The organism is Dyadobacter tibetensis Y620-1 (assembly GCF_000566685.1).
Lineage (GTDB): Bacteria > Bacteroidota > Bacteroidia > Cytophagales > Spirosomataceae > Dyadobacter > Dyadobacter tibetensis.
Genome location: NZ_AZQN01000003.1, coordinates 1,074,299 through 1,096,145, shown reverse-complemented (window position 1 = coordinate 1,096,145; position 21,847 = coordinate 1,074,299). Strand labels below are relative to the sequence as shown.

The following is a 21,847-nucleotide window of genomic DNA, read 5'->3' as shown; positions in this document are numbered from 1 at the left end:
TGCTCTATATATTGTTATGGACAATGGTTATTCAGCTGCTTAGCATACGATTAACAGCCCAGGTCTTGCCATATACCAGAGATGCTGGAAAATTTATGGTTACTAACTATACGGAAGAACATGGCCTTCCACAAAATAGTGTACGTAGCATGGTAATGGATCATTCAGGGTATTTATGGATCATTACAGATGGGGGAATATCCAGGTTTGATGGCCATCAGTTCTCGGAATATAATCAGTTCAAGTTTTTACGGAGTGTTATTAATATTCAGCCCAATCCTAAGGATGAAAGGGCCATTTATGCCACTACCTCCAGCAATGAATTTTTCAACATTAAGGATGGCGTATTAACCCGGGGTATATCACCTGTTGATACCAATATTTACAATCCGGCTTTCCCCGGATTTTTGAATAAAAAGTTTGAGGTGGCCAGTGGTCTTCCAAATCTTAACATATACCAGCAGGAAAATGAAGACTACCTTATCCCATTTACCCCCAGCAGTCATTTCTATTGTAAAAGTGACAGCATATTTCTTTTCCAATCATTAAAAAAGGTGGTCGGATACGCCCATAGGACTAACGATTACTGGTCGTATTTCCGGCTAAATAATACCCTATACCATCTGAAAAAAGACGGGACAATTACCAGATTTGACAAAAAAAGGAAGTGGACAGGAAAACTCCCCTTTTCATTGGGCTCATCTTATAGAATTTATTGGAGTAATGCAACGAATCAGGCATTTGTTTATAGCAATCGCATCCTCTATTATCTCCGAGCCGATTCAAAATCAGGCTTGACAGGCCAAGCCATTTTATCCGATCTGGAGTTGGCTAACATAACCATCAATTCGATATATTATGACGAAAAATCGGAGCAGATTTTTATCGGTAGCAGTGCAAAAGGTTTGTTCGTCTATACGGCAAAAATTTTCCAGGTAGCCCTGGACTCCTCCAAAAATGCAGATAATATCTATTATGGTCAGATCGCCATAAAACCTAATCGTATTCTTACCAGTCAGGGGAATCTATTCACAATACAAAAGGATGGATCATGGACCAATCAATATCTACCCCGTATCAAAAGTGATTTCCGTTATGATAAGTATGCGATAATCAACGACCATAAAGGGAGAATCTGGAGGAAAGAAAGCGATTTGCTCTATGTCTATGATTCTACCGGACAAACCTGCTTAAAGAAAATGAAATTAGCCGATCATATTTCCCAGTTTTATAAGGATACCGATGGTAGAATCTGGCTGGGGATGCTTAGAATAGGACTACACTATATTGATCCTCAAAAGGATAATTTTCACCTCAAAATATTTATTGGTCCTCCATTGACTAAAATTTCATTTATGAGTCAGGACAGCGATTCTACCATGTGGGTAGGTACGGGTGCAGGGCTATTTAAAATTCATTTAAAAAACAAAATTGTCGAGCGATATAAACAATTCGACGGCATATATGTTCGAGGCATGTATACTCCTAATCCAAACGAAATATGGGTCAGCACCTATGAAAATGGATTATTCCTTATTCGGAATGGCTTGGTCACCAAATACCCTGTCGATGAGCGTGGCTATCTGGCCCATGCACATTGCATTACGGAAGACCTGTATGGATTTTTATGGGTACCCACCAACAATGGAATTTTTCAATTTAAAAAACAACAAATGATTGCCTTACAAGAAGGTGATCGACTGCCCTATTATAAATTCTATAACAAATCGAAAGGATTGAGTACCAACGAATTCAATGGAGGATGCCAGTCTTGCAGCCTTACCCTAAGTAATGGTATGCTCTCCTTCCCTTCTATGGATGGATTGGTTTTTTATGAGCCCCGTGCATTCACCAACCATAAAGGAGCTAATAAAATAAGAATTGACCAAATCCGGATCAATGATCGAATCAGTTCCTTTAAGAATGATAGTTTGATACTTACTGATCGACCTGAGCAAATTACCATTAATTATAGTCAGCCCGAATTTAGTAATCAGTTAAATCAACGCTTTTATTATAGTATTTCATCCCAGCAATTTTCTAATGCAGGCTGGTATGAGCAAAAAAGAGGCGATTTCAATATAGTCCTTACTCGACCCAATCCAGGCAATTATACGATACAGATAAAGAGTATTTCAGGTTTTAATAAAAGCCAGGAAGTTATAAAAAGTCTCTATATAAAGATCCCTCCCAAATGGTATGAAACCTGGTGGGCCCTGTCTACTTTGATGATTCTGTTATTATTGCTAACCTACACCATTCTCCAGTCGAGACTCAATAGAGCCCTTCGCCTGAATAGAATATTAGAAGTAAAAGTCAGAAATAAGACACTTACACTGTTACAGACGGTTAGAGAACTAGAGATTAGTCAATCTCAGCTACAAAGACAAAATCAATTAAGTCACTTTATTATAGCCTCACTGACGCACGATATACGATCTCCATTACGCTTTATTAACGAATGGGTACTGAGTATATCCACGGCAAGACGGTTAACTGACCTTCAGACCAACAGTCCAATCATTTATAATACCATTCAAAAAATGCTCCATCTCACGGAGCATATCACAAGCTTTTTGAAAATTCTTAGTAAAGGTTCAAATACCGATCAGCAGCAGCTAAACCTAAGAGATCTGGTGATACAGAATGTGGATTTACTAAGAAGCTTGGATATTGCAGGCACGGACAAGGTACATATTTCTATTGACTCCAAATCAAACATATACACCAACAAGGGGTTATTCGGAATGGTTATTCACAATCTAGTGGATAATGCTATCAAAAATAATGAAGTGGGGGCAGTCCAGATTACTTCTCAGACCAGCCAAGATTACGAAGAGCTTTCTATTAAAAATAATGGAATAGAAATGCCTGCCTATCTAGTAGAATGGATGAACGATCGTTCGGAAAAAGCAGCCCAGCGGCCACCAGAGGACTATAATGGTCTTGGACTCATTATGATCAAAAGAATATGCGAAATGCTGCATGTTGATCTCCAATATCGAGTAAGTTCAGGAACAGAGGTTTTTCTTCGATTACCTAAATTACCACGAAATAATGACTGACCGTTTCTAAACAAAATATTGCAGGGAAATTTTCAACGGTGACAGACCTTTCATGGGTGGTAAGCTTATCAAGGTAAATCAAAAAAAATCCGGTCGTAAATAGGATTCACGACCGGACTGCTAATCAATAATCCCTCAAGGATCTATTTTAGATGTACAAATTTCAGGGTCTGAACTGCCCCATTATGGTAATTAATTCTGAGTATATAGGAACCTTCCACAAAACCTTTAATATTAATAGATTTGCTTCTGGAGGCAATATCCTTATAGACCTGCTTGCCATCAATATGATTGAGCTCAACGGTACTCACCTTAGACCAATCGGGAACATTTAAATTCAAAAATTCCCTGACAGGATTTGGATAAATGCTTATTTCGAAGGCCGCATCCATCTGAACCTGAACCATTCTACTGTAGGCTTGGCTACCATCTTGGTCGATCATTTTTAATCTATAGATATTCCCGCCCTGAAGTGGCTGAAGATCGGCAAATGAATAGTATTGAGTAACAGCGCTGTTCCCGGCGGCCTGGACTAATCCGAGCGATTCCCAGCGTTTACCATTGGCACTCCGTAGTATTTCAAATCGATCCGCACGGGTTTCATCGGCAGTACTCCATTCTAATAACACCCTGTGCTCATTAGCTTTGGCAGAGAAGCCAATGAGGGTCACTGGCAAGGGTGCTCCCCAGCGAATCGTATAATCGACAGGAGCGGAAATAGCTCCTGCCTCATCGACATAGGAGTAACGGTAGGTAGTGCTTGAGTATCCCGATCCAGTAAGCTCAATAGCCGTTTTGGATGGATCGTAATTCTTGATCTGTTGACCGGCAAACACCTGCTGTCCATCATAATAAAGGACACCGTTATCAGGCAAAGTATTAATGATGACGACACGGTTCTTGTTAGAGCCATCCAAGGCACCATCTTCAGAATCAGTCCCCGTCATCTGGTTTGGAGAAGTAGTACCGGCCCCAACTGATACATGCGTCCCATCCAGGGGTACTAGCTGTCCCGTAGTGGGCTGGTCGATCAAATACTCCTTAGGATCTGCTACCGGAGGTTGTTGAATTCCAAAATTAGCATTTATAATATCAAAAGTACTAACCTGAACTGCCGTTAGAACCCCATTAATGGCAGCATCGTTTCCATTGCCCAGTCCCAAATTTTCTCCAGTGTTTAACCAGCCCTCGGGTAAACTAGGTGTTGCTGTCGATGCAGCCCCCTGATGTAAAACAAGATTGTAATGTCCTGGCTCGGTGAGTCCAAAATTATACCCAGCATCGCTGCCGACAGGTACGGTTCTGAGAACGTTCCCATTTTGATCTACCAAAGTTACAAACAAGTTATCTGGTATTGGCAGTGCCGAGCTCATATTCACCTGTGCATCCTTAAGTCCGTTGGCATCATGAAATATATTTCCTGATAAAGCAACTGGGGGCAAACAGGTTTGCGCACTTTTGATAGTCACCGCAACGTTCTTGACCACCTGACATTTACTAGTATTGTCTGTAACCGTTACCTGATAATTCCTACTACTCCCTGTACTCACAGTAGGATTAGCAACATAGGCATTGGATAGTCCCGTGGACGGACTCCAGACATACTGATAGTCGCCGGCAGGGGTCACAGAAAGTGGCAAACTAGTCGCCTCATTAGCGCAGATTTCCAAATTTGAAGAGGTCGCCTGTATATTATTAGGACTTACTACCACTACTACCTCCTTGAAATTGCTACAGCCTGTGCTTCGGTTGGTTTGCGTTAGCCGGTAGGTACCGGTAGCAGCGGGAGTAACAGTCGTGGAAGTGCTATTAGGAGCAGACAATCCTGCAGTGGGGCTCCATTGCCAGGCCGTATTGGGTGCTGCAACCCCTACCAATCCTAGGGTAGTAGTAGAACCTTCGCAAATAGAAGTGTTACCGGCAATGCTGAAATCGGACATAGAATTTACACGTACTTGTACCTGGTCGCTGGTCGTGCAGCCATCCAAGGTTACTGATACGGTATAAGTAGTGGTGTTGGCAGGGTTTACCCTAGGCTGAGCCGTATTAGCTCCGCTTACGATAGGACCTCCAGACCACGAATAGATAGCACCTTCGAGCGCCTCTTTTCCAATGACTGTGGTCTCGCCCGGACAAATTTCCACATCTGATCCTGCATCGGCGGAAGGACGAACCCTTACTTCATCTGTATAGATACAACCACTGGCTAGAGTAACCCGAACCGTATATACTGTTTCCGCAGACACGGTAGCAAGAGGATTGGCCACAGTAGTACTGTTCAGTCCGGCAGAAGGGCTCCAAAGATAAGTAGCTCCGTCGGGGGCAGTAGGATTTCCCGCCGCCCCGTATCCAATGGCTAGGGGACCTGCCGGACATACGACTTGGTCCTTAAGATCTAATTCAGGAAATTCATTAACTGTAACGGCAACAATATCGCTCAATGGGGTACTACAACCAGGATAACTAACCTGAACCACATAATTGTTGGATTCAACAGGATTTGTCAGGGTCGGATTGGCTACTGTATTACTACTTAGCCCCACCGCTGGTGTAACACCATCGGCCATAAACCATTGATATTGTGCATAGGGCTCCGCATTACGGCCCAAGGTCACTGCGACTCCTTCACAGGTTGTTTGAGCTGCTCCCGCATATTCCCCGGCCGTAACGGTATTGCTTAGCACCACCTGATCGGTAGCCGTACAACCCGAAAGAGGATCTGTTACCGTCAGGATAAAGGTCTGAGGCGTCGTAAATGCAAACTCTAGTTGCGGTTGAGCGTCGGTATGAGTGGTCCCGTTGGTCCAGGGCGCCCCTGAAGGTGACCAGGAATACTGCCAATTTGTGCCCGTCGGAGCCGGAGTGCCCAGAGTTACAGTAGCTCCATTACAAATGGCACGGTCGTTGCCAGCGCTTGCTTCAGGTGCCGAAACATTTACCAGTACATTTTCCTTCGTTTTACACCCACTGCTTGTCTCCAAAATCTCGACTGAATAGGTACGCGAGCTAGAAATGGAAGCTGTAGGGTTCGATAAGTTGGGGTTATTCAGACCTTCATAAGGCATCCAGGAATAAGCAAAACCCGCATTGGCTGGATTACCTATTTGTATAGGTTGACCGGGGCAAGTATAACGATCCTGGGCATCAAAGACCGGTAAAGCCCATCCCGGACGATTCACTACGATCGATTTGGTACAGGCTATACCGGGATCATATTTATTGGTTATAGTCAGGCTAATTGTCGCCTCCCGTTCCGAATTAATGGTAACCTCCGCCGCTGAGGGATTATCTACCAGCTGGGCCGGGCTCCATGAAAAATTATAACTTGCTGGGTCTGAAACCGTGGTACCCAGTTGAAGGACCATAGACCCGAATACCTTAGGGCAACCCTGTTCAGATCTGGTTACAATTTCAAAATCACACGCGGGGGCTCCACCGCTACAAGCATCAATAAACACATCTGCCGAACATGAAACTCCATTCAGGGTTACCGATCGACGAAATTGAGTGATGCCGGAGTTGCTCTTCAGATAAGCCCGTTCCCCTCCATTCACCTGATTCAATATAGACCCATTTCCACTAACCACTTCCCAGGAATATGTCGCCTGGGCACAATTCGCCTCTTCAAATTGACCTACCCAAAGAGGGCCACATTTCGTTTCATTCTGGTAGTTTATGGCAGGATTAACCACTGAAACCTTTACCTCATCCGTAAAAACACAACCGCTCTTTTGAGCGCTTACAAGATAATTAATTGCACAATTTGCCACTGACGCCGTCCCAGCGTTAAATATTGGATTGGCGATTTGCGCATTGGAAAGATATTGGCCCGTTGTCCAGGTGTATTGGAAACTAGCATCGTTGGCTTCTCCCAGCGTTACCGTCGTATTTTTACAAATGGTCTTATCCGTTCCTGCAAAAGTTAAGGACCCATTAGGAGCAGATATAGGTGAAACAGTCACCTCATCTGTACTATTGCAGGTGGTACCATCCTTTTGAGTTACGGTTACCATCAGGCGGTAAACCGTTGCTACCGTAGGATTAGCTATGGGCTGAGCACAATTTGTGCAACTTAGACTGCTAACAGGGCTCCCTGAAACACTGGTCCAAGAGTAGTTAACTTGCGGACTAGCCACAGGAGCAGTCCCAATCTGTACACCGTTCCCCCCTTGACAGAGAGATTGATCCTCCCCCGCTTTAGCTATGGCAGGCACCACTGTTACCTGGTCTATATCTACACAGCCAGCCGTATCGGTGACCTTCAAAGTAAAGGTGGTAGCTTCTGTCACGGCAGGAGTAGTCAAATCTGCCGTTTCAACCAGGGCCGTACCAGAACTGGAACTACCTCTATACCACTGGAACCCGTAGCTGCCCGAACCACCACTTGCTGTACCATTCAACATTACAGTGTTATTACCTGGCCCGCAAACATACCATTGAGGTCCATCTGCCTGGGCAATGGGGGAAACACTACTGTTAATATTTACAGTGGCAACCTGAGAACTATCTACGGCTTCCAACATACAATTCTCTCCCAACACCTTGACCAAGCGGCGATAATACATGGTGGAATTGGAAGCTAGAGGCTGCAAATCCTTAAACACTTCTCCTACCAAATCACTCCAGGGACCTGAGAGTTGGCTGGACTGTTGCCATTGGTAGAATATCTTCGAATTATTTCCTTCAGGATAGCTGACCCCTACTGCATTCCCAATAATATTATTGGGAATGCCCAAAATACAAGCATCTTGACTCAAAGGAGCTAGACTACTGGCTGTCACCTTAAATCCGCTCGGTATAGAGCCTACATTAAATTTTGCAAGAACCATATCGGAGCTTCCTGATATGGTTTGTTGATGAGTTCCGGGTGTAGAAAGACCAGAGTTCGAAGTAGTAAGACCCAAACCTACCGATTGATTCGGCAGTAATGCTAAGGTACGCCGGGCCGGCAATTGCCCATAAGAACCACCGCCCGTTAGCCCTACCGTTTCATTGCCGGAAACGCCATAATAAGTTCCCCAAGATCTTTGACCGCTTGCAATATCAAATTTGTTCAAGAACACATCCCAACCACCTGCCGTATTGGGCTGATAGGCGCATTCTGTAGCCAGTTCACTTCCAGTCGTATTGGACTGCCCCAGAATTATAATATTCCCTTGCCCATCTAGCTTGCTGTCTGTAGCCATAGTAGTACCACTCAGTCCTCCCAGGTAAGTGCCTTTTTGATAATGTCCGCCAAGATCAAGGGTCATCCAGTATCCATCACGGGCAGAACCTAAGCTCGATTTATATGAACCCGCAGAAGCAATACCAGCGCTAGCCCTGGTATCTCCCACAATATGAAGGGAGTTATTAGCTTCATCTATACTAACCGAGGCGACAGCTCCATCGATAAACCGTCCCCATATTAGAGTGCCATTCGCACCCGAAATTTTACCCACATATCCATTCTGAACAGTCGTACCTTCACCTACATTCTTTGCCCAATTCACATCATCGGTAGGGTCGGAACCCTGTCCAGATACGTACACATCGCCCGAGGAATCTATTGCTAAATCAAATGCCGCTTCTGTGAATAGTTTCCTAGAATTTTTACCTACCAGAAACGTTCCCCACACTCGCTCCCCAGATGCATTGAATTTCACTAAAAACGAAGTAGAACTTCCTCCGGACGTACGGAAGGTTCCCGGCGTAGCGATATCTCCAGATTGGTCAGGTTGAGAAGGGAATAAATTCAATTCGCTCCCACCTATGGCGAATATATTCCCATCCTTGTCGATGGCTATTTTTTGAAAAAAACCTGCGTGATCCAAGTTTTCAGTCTGGGATGTACGGTTGCCTCCATAATACGTCGCCCACTCAAGCATCCCGGAGGCAGCATTGAAGCGGGCAACAAGGGCCGTTTGCTGATTGGCTATGGTCTGGTGTGCCCCAGCCGTGGCCATATCTGGGCTCTCTGCCGAGGCAGCCAGATATATCTTTCCACTATGGTAGGTCACCCCTAACCCTTGGTCATTATCGGCACCCCCATAATATGTCCCCCAGATTCTTTGCCCGGTAGGACTAAATTTAGCAATGAAAATATCACGGTCATTTGCTTGATTGGGGGTGCCAAAGGTTCCATCATAAGCTCCTGAACTAGCAATATTGGTCGTACTCGTCGTCGAGCCCGTCACATACATGTTCCCTTCCGAATCCGAATCAACTCCGTACACTATTTCAGAATTAGTACCACCATAATAAGTAGCCCATTCCAGATTAGGTGTGGGGTCAATTACCAGTGTCTTACTACGATCATATTCCGGAACTTTAAAGCCAAAGGTATTTTGGCTCAAATGAGCATAGGTGACGGCCAAGGATTCCTTTGTCTGAGTTAGCCAGCTAGCAGGAATATGTTCGCTCAGTTGGCCTTGATTTAACTTCATCACGATACTATCACCATTAAGTCCGATGGAATGAGCCCCATTATATTGAAGACGGATTAAGGATGGATCGGCTCCAGGATGAATGATAAAGTTATACTCTACCAACTTATCATGATTAGGATGAGCAAGAAATTCTAGGTCTATCCCCGGATATATGTTCTGATAAAGAACCTCCTTATATTGATAAACTGATTTGTAGGAAATATCTGATCGAATAAAATTATCCCTCCCTGGCATCTTCTCCTGAGCAATTATTTTAGCATGCGGATTGGCACCCAACAATTCGATATCTATGCGGTGAAAACGTAGAGGTGAACCTCCTTCCTGTACATAGGTATCGTAACTAAATCCTGTTTTGCGAAGTTGTACATTCAAACCTTGCGCCTGCAAGAGGTACTGCACCAAGTTATTCGCCCTGCCGTTTAAATCCCGGATCTGACCTCTATTTTCGATAAAACCGCCAGCATCCACTTTCTTATCTCCATGGGGAGTCCGACTGAGTCCCTCGCTTTTCCTCTGGTCATTGGAAGTAATTATTTTTCTTTCATTCTGTGTAAATGGTGGGAGTCCTGCACCACGACTCCATAAACTGGTTATCGGTGTTAGACTACACATCACTAATAACGTAAGAACACGTACATTTTGTAACATTTGGATCATTAGGGTTAAGTGTGTAAAAAAAAATCAAACTATTCTGGCATCATAGGCAATCGGAAATTGGTTTATAATTAATATATTAAAAGAGTGTCATCTACCCAGTCAGGCATGAGGTTATCGAAACCAGACCAGTACGGCCAATAAAATGAATTTGGGCCAGCTATTAGTTAATTGTAGCAACTGCAAATATATTCTAGGCGAATCGATATAATTATAGATTGGTTTTTACTAATACATTCGTATTATTTCCCTGATAAAACCCTATTTTAATGTTAATTATTACCCTAATTCTTAATTCAAGGAATGCATTATAGTTAGAATATATACAGTAAATAAATAATAGTCAACTCAATACAAAAGGCGCCATCCACTGGGGATAGCGCCTTGTACAGAACCCTAAGTTTTCGATTAGCAAGGGTTTAATGTATCGAACTGATGGTTATTAGAAAGTCAGGATCACTATTAATTTTGAAAATTAATTATTCAGACGCTCAATAAAAATAAATCCCCTTATACATTCCATAGGCTCTGAGGATTGATTGTTCAAGCTTAAGAATATCTTGTCATTGGGTTCATACTCGGAAACAACCGAGAAGGTGCGCATAAAAGAAGTGTTTAGCTTGACGGTTATATTATCTGAAGGATAGTAATAGGCCTCATTTAATACAATAATCCCCTCTTGGTTGGCATTCACGGTGCCCCTGCAACGCATACCGCCCGTTATACGATACATTCCTGCGGCAGGTACAGAAACCGTCCAATCAGAAGAGTTATACCCTGTCCCCAATTTAGTATTCAAAGGAACGGTTCCTACTGTATTACGGTTGATCCATCTGACAGTATTAAAACTTCCGTAATAAACAGGACTCGTAGATTCTTTCCAGGTACCTTTACCATTTGCATCGGAGGTGAAAATCCGCCCATCTCCTTGAGAACCATCCTGAATAGTGACCTTTCCATTAGTCTTGTTAACACTTGTTTTCATACCATTGCTCGCTTCCACCTCCAGACTGTGACTAGGATCGATAATGGTAGGATTAGCACCTATTTTCACCTGAGCGAATAGGGGTCCCGAAAGCATATACATGCATCCAGTTAAGATCGAAATTTTTAAAGTAATCTTGTTCATAGAAATTATAGTTGGGTATAGTTAAACAGTTAAGATTTACTGGAACTAATCTTGTCTGCACATAATCCTTCTACCCCATCCGGAAAATCGGATAAAGTTAAGCAGCAAGTAGACTAACGCATATCAATATACGCCAAGCATCATTTACCTCATCTTGTACCTTTTATGCGACCTCGCAAATCCTTCAATTTAATTATATAATTGAATGAAGGCGCTGATGTTAAGCGCCTGATTTAAAAGTATAGGCCCCTTTCGGAAGCGATACTTCATCTGCCTGACAAAAATAAGTGCAAGGATTTAAGCAGCCATAGTATTATGCTTTCAAATAAATAGAACTAATTCTAATACATATACTATTTTAATAGGATCACACAGAACAAATGATATAATATTTCGAGCCTGTCACTTACGCCTCTTCTAATGCAGAGACTTTTTTGGATAGTTCTAGTATGTTCTCCACTTCAAGTTTCTCAAAAATTCTCGCCTTATGAGTGCTTACAGTTGAAAATTTAATACCTAGGGCATCTGATATTTCTTTCGTCCATTTTCCTTGGAGCATTAATTGCACAATCTCTTTTTCCCGGGGAGAGAGTGACTCTAAGGGATTTACCGGACAAGGGACACCTTCTGCAAAGCGGTTAAGGATACTACGTTGCAGAGAAGGACTTACATAACGCTGGTCATGAATAACCGTATACACGGCCCGCTCCACTTCGTGACTAGACGCTAATTTACTGATAAAACCATTTGCTCCCTTTTGAATATAAATGGGTGCATTTAAATCTTCATTCCTTCCGGTACATATCAGTATGCGGACTCCGCCCTGCACTTTGCGGAGTTCGGTAATCATGGCAGAACCTCGCCCTCCTGGCATATTCAGATCTAATATTACCAAGTCCATCGGCTGCTCCTTAACTTTCAGCAAGGCTTCATTAAAATTTTTACAAAAATGAAAATTACTTTCTCTGAGTACATTTTTTACGATTAACTCCATTCCCAACCAAGTGACTGGCTGATCGTCTACTATCAAAATATGGCTCATACTACGACTAAGTTTACAAGGTATTGAAGAAGGATATTGGAACTCAAACTTAATACATATTGTAGCCTTTACCATGTAGAAACATTTCTAATACCCTTCTCGAAAGAACCAGTAATATTTTAGCATAAAACATAATTATAAGAAAATCATGAGACTTGTTTCCAGAAAAAGTAACTGATTCTGGTAAGAGGCAAAAGACGGGCAAATGATATATGATCAAAAGGACAGCTACTATTCTAACCGTCTGATGAAGTTTCATTTTTTTTTCATAGCTACTTCGGAGACAAAAAACAGCCACTTATCTCAAAATAGAGCATATAATATCAAAATCACCTATTAAATATTTACCTAAGGCAATGAACGAATCTACTACCCGTCAAATTTGACTTGTGACAAATTTGAATTTTACATCTGCCACTCAGTCGATTATACTCTGTAACAAGCCTGGCAACTATTTAGCATAGGGAGCACTTTTTAGCTGAATTTAATTAATAGTCCGCAACTTCCAAGCAAGGGCTACCTTTAAGCATTTAAAATACAAAAAAATTCAAACAGAATTATTACTAATTTCACCCAAATAAATTTGAGATTTTTGCATCTTTTCATTCCGAGAAAAAGACCGTATCCTTAGTATGATTTGCGAGCCTAAAAACTGAGAAGACAATTAAAACCATAACCTTTTTGAACCTATTTTTTTTAATGCCGTACCCTTACATATTCTTGCAGAATTGTTTAAAATCTATTATAATAATTGTTATCTACCTGTCCATCCAGATCCCATCTTATTCTCAGACTACTGATCTGACACAAAACTCATACCATATAGAACAGTACACCGATGAAAATGGACTACCCCAGAACAGCATAAAAAAAATTGTCCAGGATGCCGCCGGATTTCTATGGTTAGGAACTGATGCCGGATTGGCTCGTTTCGATGGACAGCGATTTATCAATTATGATCAATTCAACTCTATCCGGGGAATTCACTCCTTCGAAAGAGGGATACAAGGCGACACGATTTTTGCTGTAAGTGATCAGTTAGACCGAATGGCCATTCATTTTGGAAAGGCTTTTCTTTCACAGGCCGGCATTAACGAAACAAAAACCGCTCTGGATGGAATGAGCAAACCGAGGGACGTCTATAAATCCAGAGGCCTCCCCGACCAGGCCGAAACGCAGATTACTCCTACCAAGATTGAATTCCGCGGAAATGTAGGCAAAACCTTTCTATACCAAACCGACCAAATTCAATATTTCGAGCCGGGAAAAGGCGTAAAAACGATTCCGTTTAAGGGAGCGAATCCATGGCGATTCTTTATCTTAAAAGGCAAGCTCTGTCACTTGAATGCGAATGGGAAAGTCACTCTGATCAGGTCGGATCAAGCAGGAATCCATACCGTTTCGGTACATAATATGCCGACATGGGGACAACAGGTACCCCAGATTTTTTGGAATAATGTCAACAATCAGGTATTTTTTTATCTCAATGACCAACTGTATCATATATCCGAAGAAGGGAATCAAATATATGCCGAAAAAATACTTAGCGGATTTAAGCTAAAAGAAAACCAAATCAGGACCGTTTATTATGACCAGCCCAACGCAAAAGTATTTTTAGGTAGTCTTACCAGAGGTCTTTTTATTGCCCATCAAAAGCCTTTTAGAGTTCTTTTAAATCCAGATCGCTATTCTGACAAGGTATATTATGGTCAGGCATTGCTCAATGACAGCACCATTATGACCAGCCAGGGAGATATATTCAGCCTAGATTCCGATGGAAGAAGCCGACACCGTTTATCCACTTTGTTACAAAAAAATTATGGAATCGATAAATACATGCTTGTCAAAGATCAATCAGGAAATATTTGGAGTAAAAGTGACAAAACCCTGTATCGATATGATAAAAATTTATCTAAGTTGACGGCAAAAATAAAATTAAAGGAAGATATTGCCTGGCTCCACCCTGGAAGAAATAACAGGATGTGGGTCGGAATGCTCTATTCCGGATTGTACTATATTTCCCTTGAGGACAAGGACCTTATCCCTAAAAAATTTATCGGAGCTCCTCTAAAAAATATAACCTGGATTGAGGAGGTTTCAGACAAGCTTATGTGGATAGGAACAGATTCCGGATTATTCACAATCAATCCACAAACGAAAAAAGTCTCCCAAATTAAACAGTTACAAGGAAAATTTATCAGAAGTTTATATATCTCATCCACCCAGGAAATATGGATCACTACGTACAGGAATGGCATTTATTTATTGAAAGATAACCGCCTTATTAAAATACCCATTGACGATAAAAGATACCTGGCTCATGCACATTGCATCATAGAGGACCAGTCTGGTTTCCTTTGGATCAATACCAATCACGGGATCTTTCAGTTTAAGAAACAGGCCCTGTTAAAGTCCGTGATGGAGGGTTCGACCCGCCCTTATTATCGATATTTTAATAAGTCTCAGGGCTTTAATATCAATGAATTTAATGGAGGCTGCCAGCCCTGTGCTGTCGAAGTAGCAAACCGGTTTATTTCATTTCCTTCTATGGAAGGGTTGGTTTTTTTTAGGCCTGAGTATTTCAAAACAGCGCCTGCAAAAACACCATTTGTACTCGACCAGGTACTAATAGACAATGTAAAAGCAACCCCCAAAGGTGATAGTCTTCTACTGGATCACGAGTTCGATCTACTCGAAATTGATTTTAGAAAAGCCTATTTTGGAAACCCCAATAACCAACAAGTATATTATTCTATTATAAACGAAAATAATTCATCCTATGTATTCCATAAACTTCAAGATAATCATTATAGTATTGGAATCCCTAGTCTTAAACCAGGTAATTATATATTGACGATCAAAAGTATCAATGGTTTTGAAGAGAATAATTTCACAGAAAAAAAATTATATATTTCAGTGAAGGAGCCATGGTTTCAGAGTGGGTGGTTTTTGAGCCTAATATTAATAATTTTAGTATTTATATTTATTCTCTTATTTAGATTTCGATTACACCATTTATTGAGGAAAAATGAAATTTTAGAAAGTATAATTAGAGAAAGGACTTTGAATCTTCAAGACACGGTGAAGGATTTGAAAATTTCACAATCGAGATTATTAAGGCAAAACATGTTGAATACCCATATACTGGCCTCTATTTCCCATGATTTCCGGTCTCCTCTCAAACTCGTACATTCTTGGGTAAAAGACATACCTCAAAATATAATTCAAAATGACTTCAAATCACTAAGTGCAAATAGTGAAGTAGTAGAAAAAACGTTAGCGAATATGATGTATCTTACCGATAATATGACCGATTATATGAAGGCCATAAACAGAGGAGCTCAAACTAATCTAGAGAGTCATAATTTGGCCCAATTGATCATGGAAAAAACAGCTATTTTTGATAACATCTTGTGGGTCAAAAAGGGGGTCATCACAATTGAGGTAGAATCTTCATTAATGGTTCGTACTAATTCAAATTTACTTGGCATATTGATAAATAATCTAATTGACAATGCAATCAAAGTTAATTATTCCGGACAAGTTCTGGTACGAGCAAAAACTATTAACATACGAGACTCCTCTGCCGTTCTTCTCATCATTATGGACAACGGTCCCGGAATGCCGTTAGAGCTTATAAGGTGGCTCAACAGCCCGAAACATTTGCATACTAATCCTCCTAAATCTTATCATGGACTTGGACTCGCTATGGTTAAAAGCATAAGTGAACTACTTAACATCACTCTTCAAGTAACGGTAGATCAGGGAACTTCGGTCCAGCTGACACTGCGGTAAACTGATCTAAAATTAGCCTGAACCTTACAAAGGCAACTTATCTACCAAATACGCACTGATAGGATAGCCATAAACATTCCCTCCCAACTTGGCTATAGATCAACATCTTGAAAATCCCAAGCAGGGCACCAATATTTGATTTGATCCAGAATTACTGCGTTCTGTTAGGAGTATAAAGTTTAATGTTCACCAATCAAACGTCTCCACAAGGATCCTATTATTCCAAATTGAAGCTCCTCTCGACTACTCCTCGTTTATTTAGATGCACCCAGAGCAAAAACCAAATTGGAACTGTTTTATTTTCAGTTCAATTACCCCCATTCTAGTAAAATAACCTCTACCCTTTTAGTGCCTATATTCTCCGCAAAGCCATCATTCAAATAGGTAATGAAATAAACCTCCCATCATTTCGAGCATTTCTTAGTAATATTTCTATACATCATTGGACACAGCACCAATGCATACAATTTAATACCAAACTATATTTGATTCATGTTAAAAAAATCAACATCGTGCTATACACACAATAATATCAACCAAAGTATTTTTAAGTATCTATTCACAAAAATCAATTAAACTATAAATCAATTTTACTATGAAAATGAACAGATTATTTACCACTGCAATTGTACTTTGTTTTATCACAGGCACCACGTTATTTGCTCAAGTAAAAATTGGAGCTAATCCTAGCACCATTAACCCAGCAAATAATTTGGAAATCGAAGCTTCTACTGCCGGCCGAGCCGTAGCCGTTGACAAAACTACCGGCAAAGTCACTATAAAGGATGGTTCGGAAGGAAATGAAAAAGTATTGACTAGCGATGCGAATGGGGTGGCTACATGGCAAGTGAATGGAAATGCGTGCTCCTCATTTGAAGCATCGAGATCTACCTCCCAAAATGTTGTTATATCAGGTGGTGTTACTACATTAATTGCAGATACTGAATCGTATGACCCAAATAATGCGTATGATCCTAGTACTGGGCAATACACCATACCCTCTGATGGATTTTATATTTTCAATACACTTGCCAGCAATATATTATCTAGCACCACTGCCAGAACAACAACGATGGATATACACTCTGCTAACAGAGGAGTTTTAACCAATATGTCGGAGCCCGACGTGCCTTATACCTTCACCAATGTATCATCACCTATATCCGCAAATTATTTATTAGCAGGTGATAAAATTTCTATCAGAATTTCCATCACACACGTTGCTGCCAGTGGCACCAAACCAGCTGTAACCATTCCAGTTTCGAATATTAGATTTACAGGTACCCGTGTTGACTGTAACAAGAATTAAATTGTTGGGGCAGTCCACCGAACATTGCAATGCCTCAATAACCAAAAAGGTTGACACAAATGAAGATGGGGCGGCCTTTTCTATTATGGAATCCCTAACTGCTGCCCCAACAAAACCTTCGGTTCCACATTTAATTACCTACTCACTAGCTTATAGTATTCTCAAAATTAAAGTCTAGTGATGGCAGGCTCAAGCAGCTTATTATCAGTTAACTTTTGAACAAACTAAAACCCCTTCTGTCCATTTTTACTCAAAATATTGCCTATGGATTGTATGAAGAGATCTTTAAATTAAGACACTAAAAATATCATCTTATCTTTCCCATCAGACCCTAGTAATATTCTTTATAAACTAGATCATAACACCAAAGCTTACGAAAAATATTTAATGTACATTTTAAGCATCATATCAAGAATATGGTCATTTCGAATATATAAACATTTTAATATTCAGCTTATTAAACGAAGGATATATAAAGCAAATTACCAGTTGAATTTTAATATCTGTCCTATCTAAACATAAATTTAAACATGCTTATGAACCGTTTATCCCCAATGGAAAATTAAGCCAGAACACAGTTTTGTTATTTTAATAAATGGTGCAATGATGATTGAGGGCAGAAGGTCAGAACACACTTACTAAGGGCGCATTGATCTCATTTGGCCCCTTCAGTATCCAATTAGATATAGGCTATACACTGTAAAAAAAAAATGGTGAATCGATTGGTTAATAGTACATAAAGGTAGCTTATACCAGCAATAATTTATTTGTAACCGGTATAATAAATACGATAAATATTGACACTACTAATAAACCAATAAGAAAAGTAATTTATACATGAAAAGAAAAAACAATTCATTCATTAAAAAAACACAATAATGGACAAATTATATTCAGATTCGACCTATACTGGCAAACGGGAGTGGGTAAGTCTTGTAATGCTGACCGCATTAATGATGTTGGCTTATATGGCACGTGCCCAGGAAGGCTCTCAGGGCAACACCACCATTTTCGGCGGAGCTCAGATGACATTTTTTAACAACCACGATTTTGTAGCACCTACAGGTGGCACCCAGCCAGGCGTCATCCTGACGGAACGGGCGGCAGGTAATTTTGGCATCCTTAATTTTGCAGGAGATAATCTTACATCCACAGGTGCGTCAGACGCAAACTATGTAGACGGTTACGTGCGCAAATACGGTACTGGCCAGTTTATATTTCCCGTAGGGGATAACAACAATCTTGGTCAATTTGCTGCTTCAGCAGATGGCACCATGGGGGCCTATTTCCATGCAAACCCGGCAACTGCAGTCACTAGCAATCTTTTTACTGGCGGCAACTATCCAGCACTCCCTACCGGAGGGCCGTTTCCAACAACATCTAAAAGCACTGCAGTAGCAACCGTAAGTACCATTGAGTATTGGGACATTGACGGAGCCAACGCAACACCAATTACACTTACCTGGGATGCTAACAGTACGGTTTCAACTATGACCAATGCTAAATTAGTTTATCTGTCTATTGTCGGATGGGACGGAGCTCAGTGGGTTCGGATACCTTCTCAAGTCGATGCAACTTCGGTTTTAGGTGGCACGAGCGATTTGACAATCGGATCTATTACTACCACGAACTCAATTGTTCCCGATACCTATACTGCCTATACTTTGGCAAGTATTACTGCTCCTGATCTCACCCCTTTCCTTACCATTTCGCCAAATGTAATGGCCGGCCCAACAGTTTTTGATACACGTATAAGAATATTGAACTTGAATACATCAACAGATACTGAAACCTCCGGCACTATTACCGTGAGAATTTTAAAGAATAACACCAGATGGAGCTTTGTATGGGATGGAACACAAACCTCGAACACCTTAGGGCCATTGAGTAACTCGGTTTGGACGTACAGCAGTACAAACCCACTTTATCATATCTGGACCACAACGGATATTCTTGCCAAAGGAAGCTCCAGGTATATTGGTTTTACCAGTACATTTTTACCAGGACAAACTACAGGAAGTCTCCCTATCACTGTTACCATCGACTTTCCAAGCGGTCAGGAGATTTACAACCTGAATCAGACCGACGTTGAAGTAGCGACCTTTTATCCTTGATCTTAATTAAGTTTTAACTTTCAAAAAATTGTAGTATGAAAAATATAATTTTAACCTTTTTATTAAGTTTGCTGGCGTTTGCAAGTATAGCTCAAACAAACCCCACCGTAACAAATGCTGCTGTATCTCCAGATCCTATTCCAGGAAATCAGCCCTATGCTACTCTTGAGTTTCTTTTCGCAAATCTGGGTCCTGATCCAATCAGCCACTTGGATGTGGATGCGTTTCCCGACCCAATAGTATTGACCATTTCTTTACAGAATGGCACATACGATGATGTAAACTTTGCGGACCCAATTGCCGCTATCAGCGGAAGCTATGCCAACTATTTTGACTGGGTTTATAACCCTATTACGGCAACTTACTCAGGCACTCAAAATCAACCTATTGCTGGTTTTGATGGTGGAAATATAAGTATTGGATATAAAGCGACAATTGCCACCCCTCAAGCCACTCCCAATAATGGATTTACGGTCAATTTAACAAGTAATGGTAATGCACCAAACGGACCAGGCACCAACGATACAAACGACGACAACACAGCTGGAACAACTTATATAGACGGTCCACTTCCAGTAACCCTTACAGCATTCACTCTCTCCCTAGAAGGACAGACTGCCTTGCTCAACTGGGCTACCACTGAAGAAACCAATAGTGACCACTTCGACATCGAGCACAGTGTAACGGGAAAGGAATGGGCGAAAGTAGGAGAAGTAGCATCCCATGGGGAAAGTCAAGTAGAGAGAAAATATGACTTTACACATGCTTCACCAGTGAACGGCGAGAACTTGTATCGGCTAAAAATGGTCGATAAAGATCAGACTTTTGCTTACAGTCGAATCCGGAATGTGCAATTTTTAGGATTGGAAGAAAACGACCTGTCGGTATACCCAAACCCAGTTTCGGATGTGTTAAAAATTAGAGATTACAGCCAGATAACAAAAGTCTCGATCAACGACTTGAACGGAAGAACGATATTGGAATCAGGCAAAACCACAACTGGCGAGATCAACGTTCGAAATCTTACAGCAGGTATGTACCTAGTACGGATCATCCGCTCAAACGGACTTACGTCTACACAGAAGGTGGTAATTGGAAAATAATTTCCAGTACCAATCATAATCTGCATTATTCATTTCTATCATACAAAGCCCGTAATAGTCGTTTGTTATGGGCTTTGTATTAAACAGCAACCCTTATCCCTCAGGGCCATGATGCATGCCTTACGCAAACATTTGATTTTTAGTGCCGTCGCAATTTGCTGCGTGGCTCTGCAAATATGCGAAGGAGCATCTGAACCGGCAAAAGCGGGATTGATATATTCGACACCTTGCTTATTGCGAACAATGCCTCCATACATGTACATGGGAATGTATATCTGAAACATGACCATGTTTTAGGAAAAGGAAGGCTGACCATTCAAGGCAATCGCCATATAATATCAATTGGAAATGGACTATGCATCCCATTTGACCTTAGACAAAATTTAGGCTCGAACGGTGTTGAAGCACATCCACCTTTATGTTGCTAAATAAAGGATTCCATCATTGCCCCAAATCAATCATTTTGAAGACGAAGTTACCACCAACTCATCATTATATGTCCACATAAGTTTGACAAGCTCCATAAAGTTATCAACATGAAGCTTCTCCAATATCCTTACCTTGTGAGAACTGACAGTGGACATATTTAGACCTATCAATTCTGCCGTTTCTTTAACAGTATGGCCTTTTAATAATAACATAACAATTTCTCTTTCCCTGACTGTTAGGGTGTGAATCGGATTAAAAACATACTGTTTATTTTCTACCATCGAAAATAAAATCTGGCTTTTAATCTCCTGATTTAAATAAACATCACCCTTTAAAACCTTTGTGATGGCTATGATGATTTGTTTCTCATCACTGAGCTTGGAGATATATCCATTGGCACCCTGATTGATATAATAGGGGGCATGAATCCTCTCATCTCTTCCACTATAAATGAGAATGCAAACTTTGTCCTGTATCCTACGGAATGAGGCAATCATATCTACTTCCTTTCCGTTAGGAATACTCAGATCGAGAATGATTAGATCCATTGATTGCTCGCTTAGGATTTCTTGTGCCTCGAAAAAGTCGCTAGCCTCCTTGAGGGCTACCTGAAAAAGTAAATTACGAATCGTATTCCCTAAGGCAACTCTAAGCAATGGATGATCATCAACTACTAAAATATGTTTCATATATATAGATTGCTATCGTGTTAAACGCTATCACTAATGTAACAATTAAAAGCATTCAGATGCTTCCGAAATCTTTCTACCACCCATTGG

General features: G+C 41.0%; 10 protein-coding genes. 5 read left to right on the top strand and 5 right to left on the bottom strand.

Annotation, left to right across the window (positions count from 1 at the left end; translation table 11 throughout):
* Positions 1–65 precede the first annotated feature (65 nt).
* The gene (locus X939_RS0111455) at positions 66–3,065 is read left to right on the top strand and encodes a sensor histidine kinase (protein ID WP_198034393.1); all 3,000 of its coding nucleotides are present in this window, start codon (positions 66–68) and stop codon (positions 3,063–3,065) included.
* 143 nt (positions 3,066–3,208) lie between these two features.
* On the opposite strand, the gene X939_RS0111450 is transcribed toward X939_RS0111455, so the two are convergent.
* The 3 genes from X939_RS0111450 to X939_RS0111440 form a co-directional block, all read right to left on the bottom strand.
* Positions 3,209–10,141, bottom strand: coding sequence for a DUF7948 domain-containing protein (locus X939_RS0111450; protein WP_198034392.1), 6,933 nt, complete (start codon positions 10,139–10,141; stop codon positions 3,209–3,211).
* 481 nt (positions 10,142–10,622) lie between these two features.
* Positions 10,623–11,276 carry a hypothetical protein gene (locus X939_RS23060; protein WP_131694823.1) on the bottom strand — a complete coding sequence of 218 codons (654 nt, stop codon included), beginning with the start codon at positions 11,274–11,276 and terminating at the stop codon, positions 10,623–10,625.
* A gap of 406 nt (positions 11,277–11,682) precedes the next feature.
* Entirely contained in the window at positions 11,683–12,318 is a 636-nt protein-coding gene (locus X939_RS0111440; RefSeq protein ID WP_025763407.1) for a response regulator, read from the bottom strand.
* Between the two features lie 720 nt (positions 12,319–13,038).
* On the opposite strand from X939_RS0111440, the gene X939_RS0111435 reads away from it, so the two are divergent.
* The 4 genes from X939_RS0111435 to X939_RS23050 all read left to right on the top strand — a co-directional run bounded on the left by X939_RS0111435 (position 13,039) and on the right by X939_RS23050 (position 20,639).
* The gene (locus tag X939_RS0111435) at positions 13,039–16,113 is read left to right on the top strand and encodes a two-component regulator propeller domain-containing protein (protein WP_198034391.1); all 3,075 of its coding nucleotides are present in this window, start codon (positions 13,039–13,041) and stop codon (positions 16,111–16,113) included.
* A gap of 595 nt (positions 16,114–16,708) precedes the next feature.
* A complete protein-coding gene (locus X939_RS23055) occupies positions 16,709–17,422 on the top strand; it encodes a complement C1q domain-containing protein (RefSeq protein ID WP_025763405.1) in 714 nt (237 codons plus the stop codon).
* An 878-nt stretch (positions 17,423–18,300) separates the two neighbouring features.
* Complete coding sequence (locus X939_RS23920; protein ID WP_025763404.1) at positions 18,301–19,536, top strand: hypothetical protein; 1,236 nt, start codon at positions 18,301–18,303, stop codon at positions 19,534–19,536.
* 35 nt (positions 19,537–19,571) lie between these two features.
* Positions 19,572–20,639, top strand: a complete 1,068-nt coding sequence (locus X939_RS23050; protein WP_025763403.1) for a T9SS type A sorting domain-containing protein — start codon at positions 19,572–19,574, stop codon at positions 20,637–20,639.
* Positions 20,640–20,704: 65 nt separating this feature from the next.
* Here the strand turns inward: X939_RS23050 and X939_RS0111415 are convergent, their stop codons facing one another.
* Both X939_RS0111415 and X939_RS0111410 read right to left on the bottom strand, forming a co-directional pair.
* Positions 20,705–20,923: a hypothetical protein gene (locus X939_RS0111415; protein WP_131694822.1), complete on the bottom strand. Its 219-nt coding sequence runs from the start codon at positions 20,921–20,923 to the stop codon at positions 20,705–20,707.
* Positions 20,924–21,097: 174 nt separating this feature from the next.
* Complete coding sequence (locus tag X939_RS0111410; protein WP_025763401.1) at positions 21,098–21,757, bottom strand: response regulator; 660 nt, start codon at positions 21,755–21,757, stop codon at positions 21,098–21,100.
* Between the last annotated feature and the right edge of the window lie 90 nt (positions 21,758–21,847).

Coding starts and splice junctions, on each gene's coding strand:
- X939_RS0111410 (WP_025763401.1), bottom strand. CDS start 21,757: ATGAAACATATTTTAGTAGTTGATGATCATCCATTGCTTAGAGTTGCC.
- X939_RS23055 (WP_025763405.1), top strand. CDS start 16,709: ATGAAAATGAACAGATTATTTACCACTGCAATTGTACTTTGTTTTATC.
- X939_RS23060 (WP_131694823.1), bottom strand. CDS start 11,276: ATGAACAAGATTACTTTAAAAATTTCGATCTTAACTGGATGCATGTAT.
- X939_RS23920 (WP_025763404.1), top strand. CDS start 18,301: ATGGACAAATTATATTCAGATTCGACCTATACTGGCAAACGGGAGTGG.
- X939_RS0111450 (WP_198034392.1), bottom strand. CDS start 10,141: ATGTTACAAAATGTACGTGTTCTTACGTTATTAGTGATGTGTAGTCTA.
- X939_RS0111415 (WP_131694822.1), bottom strand. CDS start 20,923: ATGTTTCAGATATACATTCCCATGTACATGTATGGAGGCATTGTTCGC.
- X939_RS0111440 (WP_025763407.1), bottom strand. CDS start 12,318: ATGAGCCATATTTTGATAGTAGACGATCAGCCAGTCACTTGGTTGGGA.
- X939_RS23050 (WP_025763403.1), top strand. CDS start 19,572: ATGAAAAATATAATTTTAACCTTTTTATTAAGTTTGCTGGCGTTTGCA.